This is a genomic window from Chryseobacterium ginsenosidimutans (assembly GCF_039536845.1).
GTDB lineage: Bacteria > Bacteroidota > Bacteroidia > Flavobacteriales > Weeksellaceae > Chryseobacterium > Chryseobacterium ginsenosidimutans_B.
Window position 1 is genome coordinate 823,534 of record NZ_BAAAZJ010000010.1, and the last position, 14,742, is coordinate 838,275.

General features: G+C 32.4%; 14 protein-coding genes. 5 read left to right on the forward strand and 9 right to left on the reverse strand.

What is annotated here, in order from left to right:
* Nucleotides 1-71: 71 nt before the first annotated feature.
* Together ABD745_RS15650 and ABD745_RS15655 are read left to right on the forward strand one after the other, a co-directional pair.
* Entirely contained in the window at nucleotides 72-995 is a 924-nt protein-coding gene (locus tag ABD745_RS15650; protein ID WP_344831944.1) for a restriction endonuclease, read from the forward strand.
* Nucleotides 996-1,469: 474 nt separating this feature from the next.
* A complete protein-coding gene (locus ABD745_RS15655) occupies nucleotides 1,470-2,393 on the forward strand; it encodes a DUF4349 domain-containing protein (RefSeq protein ID WP_344831946.1) in 924 nt (307 codons plus the stop codon).
* A gap of 274 nt (nucleotides 2,394-2,667) precedes the next feature.
* Here ABD745_RS15655 and ABD745_RS15660 read toward each other — a convergent pair whose 3' ends face one another.
* Nucleotides 2,668-3,807: an acyl-CoA dehydrogenase gene (locus ABD745_RS15660; RefSeq protein WP_344831950.1), complete on the reverse strand. Its 1,140-nt coding sequence runs from the start codon at nucleotides 3,805-3,807 to the stop codon at nucleotides 2,668-2,670.
* 244 nt (nucleotides 3,808-4,051) lie between these two features.
* Here ABD745_RS15660 and ABD745_RS15665 point away from each other — a divergent pair, with 244 nt between their 5' ends.
* Nucleotides 4,052-5,830 carry an AMP-dependent synthetase/ligase gene (locus ABD745_RS15665; protein WP_344831953.1) on the forward strand — a complete coding sequence of 593 codons (1,779 nt, stop codon included), beginning with the start codon at nucleotides 4,052-4,054 and terminating at the stop codon, nucleotides 5,828-5,830.
* 30 nt (nucleotides 5,831-5,860) lie between these two features.
* On the opposite strand, the gene ABD745_RS15670 is transcribed toward ABD745_RS15665, so the two are convergent.
* The 7 genes from ABD745_RS15670 to ABD745_RS15700 form a co-directional block, all read right to left on the reverse strand.
* Nucleotides 5,861-6,280: a DUF1573 domain-containing protein gene (locus ABD745_RS15670; protein WP_344831956.1), complete on the reverse strand. Its 420-nt coding sequence runs from the start codon at nucleotides 6,278-6,280 to the stop codon at nucleotides 5,861-5,863.
* Nucleotides 6,273-6,917, reverse strand: coding sequence for a hypothetical protein (locus tag ABD745_RS15675; protein WP_344831960.1), 645 nt, complete (start codon nucleotides 6,915-6,917; stop codon nucleotides 6,273-6,275). The genes ABD745_RS15670 and ABD745_RS15675 overlap by 8 nt, the downstream gene beginning before the upstream one ends.
* 58 nt (nucleotides 6,918-6,975) lie before the next feature.
* Nucleotides 6,976-7,656: a hypothetical protein gene (locus ABD745_RS15680; protein WP_344831964.1), complete on the reverse strand. Its 681-nt coding sequence runs from the start codon at nucleotides 7,654-7,656 to the stop codon at nucleotides 6,976-6,978.
* Between the two features lie 53 nt (nucleotides 7,657-7,709).
* Nucleotides 7,710-7,949, reverse strand: coding sequence for a hypothetical protein (locus ABD745_RS15685; RefSeq protein WP_344831967.1), 240 nt, complete (start codon nucleotides 7,947-7,949; stop codon nucleotides 7,710-7,712).
* 427 nt (nucleotides 7,950-8,376) lie between these two features.
* The gene (locus ABD745_RS15690; RefSeq protein WP_344831969.1) at nucleotides 8,377-9,153 is read right to left on the reverse strand and encodes a zinc ribbon domain-containing protein; all 777 of its coding nucleotides are present in this window, start codon (nucleotides 9,151-9,153) and stop codon (nucleotides 8,377-8,379) included.
* Nucleotides 9,154-9,156: 3 nt separating this feature from the next.
* Nucleotides 9,157-10,254: a Nif3-like dinuclear metal center hexameric protein gene (locus ABD745_RS15695; RefSeq protein ID WP_344831971.1), complete on the reverse strand. Its 1,098-nt coding sequence runs from the start codon at nucleotides 10,252-10,254 to the stop codon at nucleotides 9,157-9,159.
* Between the two features lie 191 nt (nucleotides 10,255-10,445).
* The gene (locus tag ABD745_RS15700) at nucleotides 10,446-11,294 is read right to left on the reverse strand and encodes a hypothetical protein (protein ID WP_344831973.1); all 849 of its coding nucleotides are present in this window, start codon (nucleotides 11,292-11,294) and stop codon (nucleotides 10,446-10,448) included.
* A gap of 250 nt (nucleotides 11,295-11,544) precedes the next feature.
* Between ABD745_RS15700 and ABD745_RS15705 the strand changes: the two genes are divergently transcribed.
* Both ABD745_RS15705 and ABD745_RS15710 read left to right on the forward strand, forming a co-directional pair.
* Nucleotides 11,545-12,372 (forward strand): ion transporter, encoded by an 828-nt coding sequence (locus tag ABD745_RS15705; RefSeq protein WP_344831976.1) that lies wholly within the window; start codon nucleotides 11,545-11,547, stop codon nucleotides 12,370-12,372.
* A gap of 44 nt (nucleotides 12,373-12,416) precedes the next feature.
* The gene (locus ABD745_RS15710; RefSeq protein ID WP_156062471.1) at nucleotides 12,417-12,575 is read left to right on the forward strand and encodes a hypothetical protein; all 159 of its coding nucleotides are present in this window, start codon (nucleotides 12,417-12,419) and stop codon (nucleotides 12,573-12,575) included.
* A gap of 114 nt (nucleotides 12,576-12,689) precedes the next feature.
* Here ABD745_RS15710 and ABD745_RS15715 read toward each other — a convergent pair whose 3' ends face one another.
* Entirely contained in the window at nucleotides 12,690-14,657 is a 1,968-nt protein-coding gene (locus tag ABD745_RS15715) for a T9SS type A sorting domain-containing protein (RefSeq protein WP_344831980.1), read from the reverse strand.
* Nucleotides 14,658-14,742: the final 85 nt, after the last annotated feature.

Genomic DNA, 14,742 nt, shown 5'->3' on the forward strand with positions numbered 1-14,742 from the left:
TGGAATTTTTTCTGCGGATTTTTATTTTTTTATAATTATTGTATATTTGATTACTATCTTAATAAAAACTAATGGCAATACCAAAATATAACGAAATCCAATTACCGGTTCTTAAAATTTTATCTGATGGTAAAATTCTCAAACTAAAAGACTTTATTGAACCCATAGCAAAAGAGTTTTCTCTTACTAATGATGAAATTAATGAAATGTATCCTTCAGGAAATGGACATATTTTTTACGATAGAATTTCTTGGGCATTAAGCTATTTGAATATAGCAGGTTTACTTGAAAAGCCAGGAAGAGGATTATTTAAAATAAATTCAAAAGGAATAGAATTGTTACAAAGTCCAGAAAAACTGTCGTCTTATGTAGAAAAATCAGTTCAAAAAAGTTACAAACAAAAAAAAGAATTGGAGATTTCTCCAATTGAAATAACCGAAAATAAGGTAGAAAATTTAACTCCGCAGGAAAAACTATATAATTCTTTCAATAAAATTCGCGATACAGTTTATGATGAAATTTTAAATACTATATTAAGTAAAAGTCCATCATCATTTGAAAAACTTGTGGTTTTATTATTACAAAAGATGGGTTACGGTGGAGAGATTAAAGATTCTGGTTTAATAACTAAAAAATCTAATGATGGAGGTATTGATGGAATAATAAAAGAAGATATTTTGGGATTTGGGAGAATCAATATTCAGGCAAAAAGATATAAGAGAGAATTGGTAATAGGAAGAGAAGAAATACAAAAATTTGTAGGAGCTTTAATGGTTGCACAATCAAACAAAGGTGTTTTTATTACAACATCTTATTTTTCAAAAGGAGCAATCGAGTATGTTCAAAATCTTTATGGGAATACAACTGTAGTGTTAATTGACGGAATTAAATTAGCTGAATACATTTATAATTTCGGACTTGGAATGCAAGTAGAGCAATTAATAGAAATTAAGAAAATGGATAGTGATTTCTGGGACTCTATGTCTGATGAATAAGAAATATTACATTCTATAGTAATTATATAATCCGTGGAAAATTTTTCTGCGGATTTTTTATTTGCCTTAAATTTAATCGTTGGAAAATCACAAAGGCACAACAATTAAAATTAATATAATGCTGTAAGGCGCAAGGATTTTATCTTCGATAAAATTTTCTGTCATTCCATTTAGATGAAAATCTTTTGTCACACTGAGCCTCTCGAAGTGTTCTCTTAAACAAAACCAAATTATTTAAATTCTTTGCGTCTTTGCGATTTTTCAACAAAACAGATTTAAAATCAATAAAGAAATTAGATTCTAAATAAACTTTGTAATGTTTATATTTTCAAAAAAACTTTGTAAAACAGCCTATTTTTATTTTACAAAAATTTAAAAATCAACCAATTACAAATTTACACAAGCAAAACAACTCCTTTACAATCTTTACAAAAACTTCCCTCCTAATTTTACTTCATCGAAAAAATTAATGTTATGAAAAAGTTCATATTACTCGTTGCTGTATCAAGCACGTTCATTATGTGTAAAAAGGGAGAGTCGGCTGTTTCTAAACTGGAAAGTACTGCAGATTCTGCAGATAGCGCAATTTCTGTTGCCTCCGAAAAATTAAATAATGTAAGCGATCAGGCAAGCGCCGCTTTGGATTCTGCAAACGTGAAAATCAAAGATTTTGAAAACGCCAAAAATGAAGTAAAAGACAAAATTGAGAACACTTCAAAAATTGTGGATTCTTTATCTGAAAAAATTTCATCTGTTAAGCTTGAAACCAAAAAAGATTCAGCTAAAAAAGAAGAAAAAATTATAGTGAATGTTCCTGCCCCAAAGGTGATTAAGGAAACGAAAATTGTTTACAAAGACCAACCCAAAAACGAAAATTACGAACTGAATGTTCCGAAAAATAAATTAGTAAAAACCGGAGTTCTTGAACTTACTGTTGACGATGCCGAAACCGCAAAAGAAATTGTAAAAGAAGAAGTTTCAAAATATGACGGTTTCGTGAGGAGTGAAAATATTTCATTAAATAACGACGAAAAGAAAATTGCTTATTTAAAAGTAAAAGTTCCGATTCAAAAATTTGATGATTTGATGGAAGATCTAAGTTACAACCTTGGGAAAGTTGAAAATAAAAGTATTGAGCTTTCCGGACAGGATTTTGTACAAAATACCATGTGTGAAGTTGACGTTACACTTTATGGAAAAACCGGCGACTATTCGGAAAATAAAGAGCCTAAAACCTTTGGTGAAAAATCTTTCACGGCAATCTCCTCAGGTTGGGAAGTCATTATGTCTATTGTACTGTTTATACTTCCGTTGTGGCCATTATTTTTAATTCTTGGCATTGGATATTACTTTTATAAAAGGAGAGGTAAAAACACAACAAACAATGATTCTAATTAAATTTCGAAGTCCATCCCAGTGATGGATTTTTATTTTAATAATATTTTAATCAAATTTTCGTTTTTTGAAAAATTCTTATTCCTAATTTTAATGTAATAAAAAAGAATAACAAGAAGATATCCAAAGTTAATTTAACTTCAATGTAAAATTCTAATCAAACAGATAGATTAAGTAATAAAAAGTAATACATATATTATTAATATTTTGTGGTTCGTGTGAAAGTAAAAAGGCTCCCAAATTGAGAGCCTTTTACTATTTCATTATGATTAAGCAATTACTTTGCAATGCTTCTTGAGATAACGATCTTCTGAATTTCAGAAGTTCCTTCATAAATCTGGGTGATTTTTGCATCTCTCATCATTCTTTCTACGTGATATTCTTTCACATATCCGTATCCACCGTGGATTTGTACAGCTTCAATTGTAGTATCCATCGCAACCTGAGAAGCATATAATTTTGCCATAGCTCCACTTTCAGAAATATCTTTTCCTGCGTCTTTTTCAACAGCCGCCTTGAAGCAAAGCATTCTTGCCGCCGTGATCTGAGTTGCCATATCCGCTAATTTGAAAGCAATCGCCTGGTGATTGATAATTTCCGTTTTGAAAGCTTTTCTTGTTTTAGCATATTTTAAAGCCAATTCGTAAGCTCCTGCAGCAATACCTAAAGCCTGAGAAGCGATACCGATTCTACCACCGTTCAAAACAGCCATCGCAAAATTGAATCCGAAACCATCTTCACCGATTCTGTTTTCTTTCGGTACTTTTACGTTATTAAAGATCAAAGAGTGAGTATCACTTCCTCTGATTCCCAATTTGTCTTCTTTTGGCCCGATTTCGAAACCTTCCCAACCTCTTTCAACGATAAATGCATTGATTCCTTTATGTTTTTTCTCAGGATCAGTCTGTGCAATTACAACATAATAAGATGCAGTTCCACCATTTGTGATCCAGTTTTTGATACCATTTAAAAGGTAATAATCTCCCTTATCTTCTGCTGTAGTTTTCTGAGAAGTAGCGTCAGAACCAGCTTCTGGCTCAGATAAAGCAAAAGCTCCGATTACCTGTCCGCTAGCAAGAGGTGTAAGATATTTCACTTTCTGTTCTTCAGAAGCGAATTTTTCAAGCCCTGCACATACCAATGAATTATTTACAGACATAACAACAGCTGCAGAAGCATCAACCTTTGCAATCTCTTCCATTGCCAGAACATAAGAAACGCTGTCCATTCCTGCACCACCATATTTAGGATCAACCATCATTCCTAAAAGTCCCATTTCTCCCATTTTCTTTACTTGCTCAGTCGGGAATTTCTGGTCTCGGTCTCTTTCAATAACTCCCGGTAATAGTTCGGTTTGTGCAAAATCCCTTGCTGCCTGCTGAATCATCAGCTGTTCTTCTGATAAATTAAAGTCCATAAAAATTGAATAATTAGATGGTCGCTAATTTACACTTTTTAACCAAATCTGAAAATAGAATCATCAATTAGGAGTAAATCAAGGGTTTAGGCGAATTTTTAAATATTCATTATATATAAAATAAATTTGAATTATTAAATATATTATGGCACACATTTTATTAATTTCTAATTGATCACTTCTAATTTCCATAATTAAAAAAAATGCTTATATTTAAAATCCTTTAACAATTACTATAAAAATCATGACAATCAAAAGATTATTCGATATACCTCACCATGCTCTGGAAACATATCCGAAATCGGATATGTTTGTCACAAAATATCATGGTGAATGGAAAAAAACCTCAACACAAGAGTTTATTAATGAAGGGAATAAGATTTCAAGAGGGCTTTTAAAACTCGGAATAAAACCCGGTGATAAGATTGCTTTAATCACTACAAATTCCCGTACAGAATGGGCAATTATGGACCTCGGACTTTCCCAGATCGGCGTGGTTTCAGTACCTGTTTATCCAAGCATTTCTCCCGAAGATTATGAATTTATCTTCACCAATGCGGAAATTAAGTATTGTTTTGTCTCTGATAAAGATCTTTTAAATAAAGTGGTAAAAGTGAAACACAACATCCCCTCATTGCAGGGAATTTTCACTTTTGACAATATCAGCGGCGCTCCAAACTGGAAAGAAATCCTGGATCTTGGTGAAGACGATTCTACCCAAATTGAAGTGGAAGATCTTTCGAATGCTATTAATTCTGAAGATTTGGCAACGATCATTTACACATCCGGAACAACCGGAAAACCAAAAGGTGTAATGTTGACGCATCATAATATCGTCTCTAATATTTTAGGTTCACTTCCAAGAATCCCGAGAAAGAAAAGCCTTGATTATAAGGATACAAGAGTATTAAGTTTTCTTCCTATCTGTCATATTTTTGAAAGAATGCTTTTTTATCTTTTCCAGTATAATGGGTTTTCGATCTATTTCGCAGAAAGCATCGATAAAATGGGCGAAAACGTGAAGGAAGTAAAGCCACATTACATGAGTGTTGTACCTAGATTGGTTGAAAAAGTTTATGATAAAATTTATGCTACAGGTTCAACAGCGGGAGGTTTGAAACAAAAAATATTCTTTTGGGCATTAGATTTAATTTCTAAAAAGAAAACTGTTTCGAAACCATCAGGCTTGTCGGAAATCATTGCTGATAAACTGGTATTTAAGAAATGGAGAGAAGGTCTGGGAGGCGAAATTATCACATTAGTTTCAGGTTCTGCTGCTTTGTCTACAAGATTAAATTTAATGTTCCAAAACGCAGGAATTCCGATTCTGGAAGGTTATGGATTAACGGAAACATCGCCTGTAATTTCTGTAAATACTTTCGGAAAAATGAAGATCGGAACTGTTGGTTTACCGTTAGACAATTTAAATGTGAAAATTCAGGAAGATGGTGAAATTACCGTAAAAGGTCCTTCCATTTTCAAAGGTTATTTCAAAAATGATGAAATGACGAAAGAGGCTTTTACCAATGACGGATATTTCAGAACCGGAGACATCGGGCATATCGATACTGATGGATTTTTGCAGATTACAGACCGTAAAAAAGAAATGTTCAAAACTTCCGGAGGAAAATATATTGCTCCTCAAACGATTGAAAATTTAGCAAAAGCTTCGAAATTTATCGAGCAGATTATGGTTGTAGGTGACGGCGAAAAAATGCCAACGGCATTGGTGCAGCCTGATTTTGAATTTGCAAAAAGCTGGGCAATGAGAAACAATCTGAATATAGGTTCAACTCCGCAGGAAATTGCAAAAAGCGCCGAATTAAAAGACAGAATCAAAAAAGAAATAGACGATATCAACGAACATCTAGGAAACTGGGAACAGATTAAAAAAATCGAGCTGACACCAGAAGTATGGAGCATTGATACCGGACTTTTAACACCTACTTTAAAACTAAAAAGAAAAGCGATTAAAGAGAAATTTATTGATCTTTATAATAAGATGTATGAGCATCATGAATAAAATAAAAACCGCTTCTGTTGAGGCGGTTTTTTATTTAACATTGCCTTTTAAAGTCAAAGGAAATATCGTATCAAATTTGGAAACATTTTTATTTGTAATCAGGAAAGCCTGCTTAATGATGATTCCGGAATCTTTATACTTATTAGGATCATACTTAGTCTTGATAATAATTGTGTCATTTTTTGAATAAAATCCCTTTTTTACCCCACTTTCGGTACAGTCGCAACCATCTCTTACTCCATATATTTTTAAACTATCATATTTTGTATTGATATATTTAAAAGTATATTCATAAATAGGAGTTTTATTTTTATCCAAAATCCCAAAATCATGAACCATAGTTTCCTTATTACCGTTAAAAACTACTTTTTCAGAAGTTTTATAAGTAAGCAAACATAAGATTACAATAACCAATAAGGAAATTATTATATACAGGTATTTTTTATTCACTTCTTTTCTTTTTTACATACACATCTAAACCCATCATAACATTGGTATATAAACCATTTTTTTTAGAAAAATTAATATTATTTCCCCATTTAGAGTCATCATTGTTGTAACGGGTATAAGTTAATCTTTCAGTGTAATTGGTAAACCTTATCCCAGGACCAACGTATCCATAATATCCTTTTACAGGAAGCCATTTTACGGTTATCACAACTCCCTCCTCAGGAAAAGAAATGTTATATTTTGTAACATCAATATCTACATTGTTTGCTTTCCATGTTGTAGGAGTATAGATAATCTGCTCTTTATTGAGTCTTTGAGAAGGCTTATTGGTTAAAGTATCTATTTTATAGATGTTGATTTCCAGATCTGCCAGTTTACATTCTTTCTTCGTTTTCAGTAAGAACAGTGTGATATTACTTATTCTGCCTTTTTGCCCAAGATTATTATTAAATCTCAGTCCTATTTCAAAACTGGAGTTTGCAGTACCGGATCCAAACCCATAATTGATTACCTTTTTAAGGCCAAAAGAATAGTTTATTTTTTCGTAGTCTTTATCATTGATAGTTACCCTTTCTATGTCTGTAATTTTTTCAGGGAAAGTGTCTCTTTTTGTTTCCTGAGATCTTATACTGATCATAAAAAAAATCAAGAATAAAAATATTATTTTTTTCATAATGAATAATAGGAGGCTTTTTTTATTCAATTTTTTTTCTTTTTACATACACCTCTAAACCCATCATAACATTGGTATAAACATTATTTTTTTTAGAAAAATTAAATCCATTATTCCATTTTGTCATATCATTATCAAACGTTACATAAGTTAGTCTTTCAGTATAATTAGTCAGTCGAATAGCTGGTCCTACGCTTTTATCTTTAGATGCATTGGGAAGCCATTTTACTGATACTAATACTCCCTCCTCAGGAAAAGGAATATGATAATTTTCTACATTAACTTTTACCTGTCCTCTTCTTTTATTTTTAGGAGTATAAATTATTTGTTGAGAATTTAATTTTTCTACAGGTATATTTGATACGGGATCCATCTTATAAAAATTAATTTCCAGATTAGTAAGATTTACATCAGATTCCGTTTTATGTAAGTATAAAATTACATTACTTATTCTTCCTTTTTGTTTCAGATCATTTTTAAATTTTAGTCCAAGTTCATAGGAAGAATAAGGATTAACAGATCTTAGTCTAAAATTAATTTCCTGTTTCAGTGCAAAGGAATAATCTATTTTTTCATAATCTTTGTCATTAATAACAACTGTTTCTATATCCTTATATTTTTCGGGTAGGGTATCTTTTGTTAATTTTTGTGCATTGACAAAAACAGTAAAAAATAGTAAAAAGAATTTTAATATATTTTTCATACTTTATTTTAAGAAAGGCTTTCTTAAAAAGAAAGCCTTAATTTTCAGCTTAATTATGCGAATCCACTTCCACAACCAATTTGTCTTGGTTCATCTTCCCATTCAATTAATCCCCATAAAATACTATGTGTAACAACCTGATAATAACAACCATCATTACTAAGATAAATATATCCTCCTTTTTTTCCAGTCTCTTGTGTTTCAGTATTTTCTTTTTCACTTTGAGCACTGACGTGGTTGTAAGGCAAAAGTGTACTGCCCAACAATACCGATAAAACAATTAGTTTTTTCATTTGTAATAATTTATTTTCATCTTCCTACTTATTTTGTTAAAAACTTCAACAGAGAAATTTTCAACTTTCCTTTCGGGGGCAGGTTTTCGGTTCGTTCCCACCTTTTGTTGCGCAACATATTTTTTACTGCTTTGTTTAAAAACAAAACCATTTATTATAATACATTAAAACAGCTTTTGGAAAAAAATAAGCTATTTGTGTTTTTTAATGAGATGTCAAATATATATGAAAATTAAATGTAAAAAATAATTATTTTATCAAAAGAGAAATACATTCTAAACTTTATAATTTTTTAACTTTATTTTATAAGCTTAAAATCGTTTTAGATTAAAATTATTAATTATGCGAGATGCTTTAAGTATCAATAAAACAAAAAAAACTGTTCCAAAATTGAAACAGCTTTTATATTTTTTAGTTGTAATTAAAATTAAAACTTAATCACAGAATTCATTCTTTCGTTTTCTTCCATTACCAACTCATCGTCAACAAGGATTTTCCCTGAATGTTCATCGATAATAATTTTCTTTCTCTGAGCAATTTCCATTTGCTTTTGAGGCGGAATTGTGAAGAAAGATCCTTTTGGAGCTCCTCTTTCCAATCCTACTACTGCAAGACCATTTGGAGAATTTGTTCTGATTCTGTTGTAAGAAGCCAATAATCTTTCGTCGATTTTGGTAGAATATTCTTTAGACTGCTCGATTAGATACTCTTCTTCTTTCTGAGTTTCAGAAACTAAACCTTCTAATTCTTCTTTTTTGAATTTCAAGTGATTTTTAAGATCGTTGATTTTTGTATTCAACTCATCCAAAGTTTCGTTTTTATGAGCAATTTTAGCTCCGAATTCTTTGATTCTCTTCTCAGAAAGTTGTATTTCAAGTTCCTGATATTCAATTTCTTTACTTAATGCTTCAAACTCTTTATTGTTTCTTACACTATCCTGTTGAGACTTGTATTTTTCAATTAAAGATTTTGCATGGTTGATTACTTCATGCTTCGTTTTGATCTGGTCGTCCTGATCTTTGATATCTGCATGAAACTTTTCAGCTCTTTTTTCAAGACCTTCGATTTCAATCTCAAGATCCTCTACTTCGATTGGCAACTCTCCTCTTGTATTTCGGATTTCGTCCAATCTAGAATCAATGATCTGCAAATCGTATAAAGCTCTTAACTTCTCTTCAACTGAAATATCGTTGGTTTTTGCCATATTTTAAATGAAATAATTTACCGGGTTTGTTTTCTCAATAGATTTTGAGATTGCAAATGTACTAAATTTTTGTGACAAAATTTCAAATAATTGTTGAGTCACAAATTGTTCTGATTCAAAATGTCCTATATCACAAATCAGCATTTTAGATTCCGCCAGAAAAAAATCGTGGTATTTGACATCTCCTGTAATATAAGCATCACATTTTCTGGATATTGCAGATCGTATTCCGCTTGCTCCGGAACCTCCCAAAACTCCTACTCTTTTAATTTTTTTACCGTTAAAATCAGAATGCCTGATCATTTCCAGATTGAATTTTTCTTTCACAAATTTCAGGAAATCTGTCTCCTCCATCGGTTCTTCAAAATCGCCATACATTCCCAATCCCGAATAATGATTTGTATTATCCAAACTGTAAATCTGATGAGCAACTTCTTCATAAGGATGCGAAGTTTTCATTGCATTTACAATTTGTCCTTGTTTATAATCTTCAAAAATCACGGAAATCATATCTTCATCAGCATTTTCTCTGATATTTTGCTGTCCAGAAAAAGGGTTTGAACCTTCAACCGGTCTGAAAGTTCCGTTTCCGTTAATTGTAAAACTGCATTCGTCGTAAAAACCAATATTTCCGGCTCCTGCATTAAAAAGAGCTTCTTTTACTTTCTCGGAATACTCTTTTGGGACAAAAACCGTTAACTGCTTCAAATTATTCTTTTTAGGCTGAAGAATTTTTAAATTTTTTAATCCTAATTGATTACAAATTCCGTGATTTACCCCAAAGAAATCATTATCGAAAGCGGTGTGAATCGCATAAATTGCAATTTTATTTTCAATGGCTTTTAAAACAGCTCTTTCAACATAGTTTTTTCCTGTTAAAGATTTTAATCCTGAAAAAATAATCGGATGAAAACATACTATTAAATTACAGTTTTTAAGAATTGCTTCATCTACGACATTTTCCAAAGCGTCGTGGCAAACCAAAATTCCACTAACGTCGCGATCCCACGATCCGCATAACAATCCTACATTATCAAAATCTTCCGCCTGATTTATTTTTATCCTTTCTTCAATCTTTGAAATTACTGCTTTTAGCTTCATTATGTAAAATTTTTGTAATTGCAACGAAGATATTAATTTTTATTGAGCCTGAAACCTACACAGCTCAACACCTTTAAATAATACAATTATGATGATATTTTTGATACAAATAAAATAGTAAAACTGTAATTATTACATAAAATGATCCAACTCATTAAGCCGGATCACATTCAAAAACTAAAAAACCACGATTAATCCTTAAATAAGGACACTCTGGTAAAAGAATCTACCATAACATTACAGTTACTGTCGGATTCCAGAAAAAGCTGATAACCTCTTCCCGGATCCAGACTTGCAGCATCTGCAATGGTATAGAAATAAAAAGTTAACAGGTTTCCTACTCCACTGGAACCACTCGGAACGAACTGAATAGAAGTAATTTCAAAACCAGAATCTGGATTTCTAAAGGTAGCCTTTATAGATCCCGAAGAATTATTCCCTGGAGTTACATTCGCTATAAGTCTCCAGATATGAACCTGCCCATAAATTTCATTTTCTCTCCATTTTCCTGTTGCTGCCGTATAAATATTAGACGTAATACCGGGAAAAGGAACTGTCGTTTCAGGCCAGCTTGTAGTAGGACTTGCGGCAAAAACCAACGGTGCCGTGTAAAGCACCTGCTGTTTAGAGCCATAACCACTTCCTGAAGAACTTAAGGCAATAGAAGGTTTCACATTTGCGTTTCCAGAATTCACTTTGACAACACCGTCATTTCCAGCCTGAGAAGATGTGGGAACAAAAAGCTGCTTCCAGACAGTACCGTCCCAATATTGAAAGTTATTGGATGTGGTATTAAAAATAAGAGTTCCGGTAGTAAGATTAGGATTCACGACACCTACAGGGGGAATTGTAAGAGGGTCGTTGTCTGCCAAATTTGTATTTCTATCGGCATCTGTAAGCCGAGGAATTAAAATACCTTTCTGATTCGAAGAAATATCTAATACGGTTGCTCCATTTGGAGTAGTAGTATTAATCCCAACTTGAGCTTGTAAAAAACTATACATAATAATTGGGATGAACAAAGTTAAAATTTTTCTCATGATGTAAGCTTTTATAAAATAAAATTACACTGTTTCAGCAAATTCATGTTAAAAAACACACTTTTATTTCCCGTTTTTTATTCGTAAATTTACATAAATTAAGTAACTGAAAACCATTACTTTAAACTGTAATAATTCACATTTAAATGACGAAAAAACTATTAACATTTTTAGAAATATTTTAACACTCGTACTTTCTTCTGCCCCACTATTAAAATTACTAACTTCGCAGTGATATAAACAAAATTAAATGGAAAAAGAACATAACCTTGTTCCTGAAGAAAAAATCTGGAAAAGACACATTTATCGAATAATTTATCGCTCCGATACAAGGCTTGGTAAACTGTTTGACATTATTTTGTTATCGTTAATTCTTATTAGCACTGCCATTATCATGATGGAAAGTATACCCAAACTGGACAGAAGATTTCATTACACATTCATTATCCTTGAATGGATTATTTCTATATTTTTTTCCCTAGAATATTTCAGCAGGATTGCAGTTGTAAAAAACAAAAAGAATTACATTTTCAGTTTCTTCGGGATTATTGATTTTTTGGCACTTATTCCTTTTTATCTGAGTTTTGTTTTTCCTGTGACAAAATATTTTCTGATCTTTAGAATGCTGAGAATGCTTAGAGTTTTCAGGGTTTTCAATCTTCTGGATTTTATGAATGACGGTACTGTAATTGTGAGAGCTTTAAAAAACAGCTCAAGAAAAATTTATATTTTCCTTTTATTTCTTATTATTTTTTCCGTGATCGTAGGTTCTTTGATGTTTATGGTAGAAGGCGGAAGAGAAGGATTTGAAACTATTCCTCAAGCGATTTACTGGGCAGTCGTTACGGTAACAACCGTTGGTTATGGTGATGTTTCCCCAATTACTCCGATGGGAAAGTTCTTTGCTGTAGTTTTAATGTTAGCCGGATATTCCATCATCGCCGTCCCCACGGGAATTGTAACTGCCGAGATGAGAAACAAAAGACAAAATTTAGAAAAAATATGCGAACGATGCGGAAATGAAGATATTGATGACGATGCAAGGTACTGCAAACAATGTGGCAAGAAATTAGCTTAGTATTAAATATTAATGTAATCTATTAACCAAATACCACAAACATCATGGAACCAAAAAAGAAAAATAAGCCAAACAGTTTAGTAATTATACTTTTTGCTTTAGTTGTATTAATGATTATCATCTATTTTATTCTTGCAATGTTTTTCCCGACTGTCTTTGAACATATGAATACGGGAGATATACAACCTGTTCCAAACAAATAAAATTAAAATACAATAAAAAAAGACGGAAATTTTACCGTCTTTTTATTTTAATATATCTTTCAAAAAAAGAGACGACCAAAAGCTGATCGTCTCTAATTATTTTAAAAATACAAACTATTTTTTAATTGTTTTAATCGTTTGTTTAGAACCATCTTTCATCGTAAGATTCATTAAATACATACCTTGTTTTAATTCTCCTAAATGAAGTGCAGAACCAGGATTGTCAATTACTTTTACCAATCTTCCGGAAACATCAGAAACAGAAACTGATTTTACATTGGCTGCATCTGAAATATTCAATACATCCGTGAAAGGATTTGGATATAATTTGATATTATTTTTATTTGCCTTAACATCAGAAGTTCCTAAAGTATTCTTACTGATATTAATCGTAAACGCTCCTTCCATTTCATCTGACCAGCCACTGTAATGACCAACATTCACATAATATGTATTTCCTGCAAGCGTAGGAATAGCAATGGTTTCGCTTTGTCCTTCTCCTGTATTATCCACTGTATTTTCACATGATAAACTTGAGCAAGTTCCGCTGTAAACTCCAATTTGAGCATCAAAATCGCTTCCGGCAGGCATTGTCACTGTAATATTAAATGTATCACCATCTCCTATAAAAGTAAACCATGTTCCATCATTCATCTCATCACTGCAAGACGTAATCATTCCGCCATTATTGGTAGCTCCTCCTCCATCATTTTGTGAATAAGTATATGGAATTGTAGCTGCAGCTATCGCTCCAAAACACTCGTCATTTGCAGGTGGTGGTGGCAATGTACCAACACAGATATCAAAACTTTGATGGCTTCCCGTGTCACCATAACTGTAAACTCTTATCATATAAGTTTCTCCCACCGTAAGTCCTGTTGCTAAAGCAGAAGTAGAACCGCATACACTACTTAATAATGCTCCGCATCCTCCACTGAAAACCTGGAAATAAACATCGGAATCCCATGTATTAGTACCGACAGCCTGTATATTCGATAATGAAATTTTGTGACTGGTTGATGTTGCAACAAATTTGTACCAAACATCATCATCAGGATTTCCATAGCAAGGATCTGGAATAATTGCTGAATCTGTAGCTCCGATCGTATATCCTGAAGTAACGGTCCCGCAATTCAAATCAGGATTTACTGTTAAAGTAATTGCCGTTACGCACTCATCGTTTGTTGGCGGCGGCGGTGCAGTCGTGAACATTATTTCGGTACAACCTGAAGATTCTCCTCCAGGACCAACTGCTATTACTTTAAGATAAAGATCTGCGCCTGGAGCAAATGGTGTTGGAGGTGTAAAACTATTCGTAGCTACAGATAACTGATTTGCTATATCTGTTGCACCAGGACTTGTTCCTATAGAAACCTTATAGCTTGTCGCTCCTGAAGAATTGTTCCAATTAATTGTTGAAGTTAAAGGAACAAATGTCGCATTATTACTTGGATATGTAATCAATGGACAACCAGGAATAGGATTTGGTGACAAACCTTCAATAGTAATTACAGATTTATAATCTACCAAATTACCATCCGTTGGTGGTGATGCTGGATCCGGATCAGTATAATCATTCTTGTAATAAATAGTAGAATTTTGTGCACCGGAATATACATACATGGCTTCGTCATAATCATTATTATCATAACCTGACGAGTTTTCTTCTGCAGCTACTACCAAATTAGCAATATTGTCATAAGGAAAAGGTGTTGCAAAAGTAATGTCAATTACTCCGTTGGCATTAGTAACAGTTCCTGAAAACACCTGCGTTAATTGCGCAAGAGGAACCCAGTCTGAATCTGTTGTAAATGATGTTTTTGTGGTAAGCCCAAGGTATACAACCCATTGTGAAGAGCTTGCGATAGACATAGCCGGATCTATGTAAAATTTAAGCCCGGTAATGTTGCCTGCTGCATTAGCATTGATTTCCTGTTTCGTGAAAATCTGTTGTGCATAAGAATATCCGTAATACGTGCTAATTGGAGCTGCTCCAACATTAGTGCTTCCAGTGCCCAAATTTATTTGAGCAGAAAGAGTCATGCTTAAGAATAATAAGCATGAGAGTAGAAATTTTGTCATAAACTATTATATTTTGCTGATTGGATTACTAAATTAATAATAAAAATTAAATATGAGGATTAATATTTAATTTTTTTAACAAAAA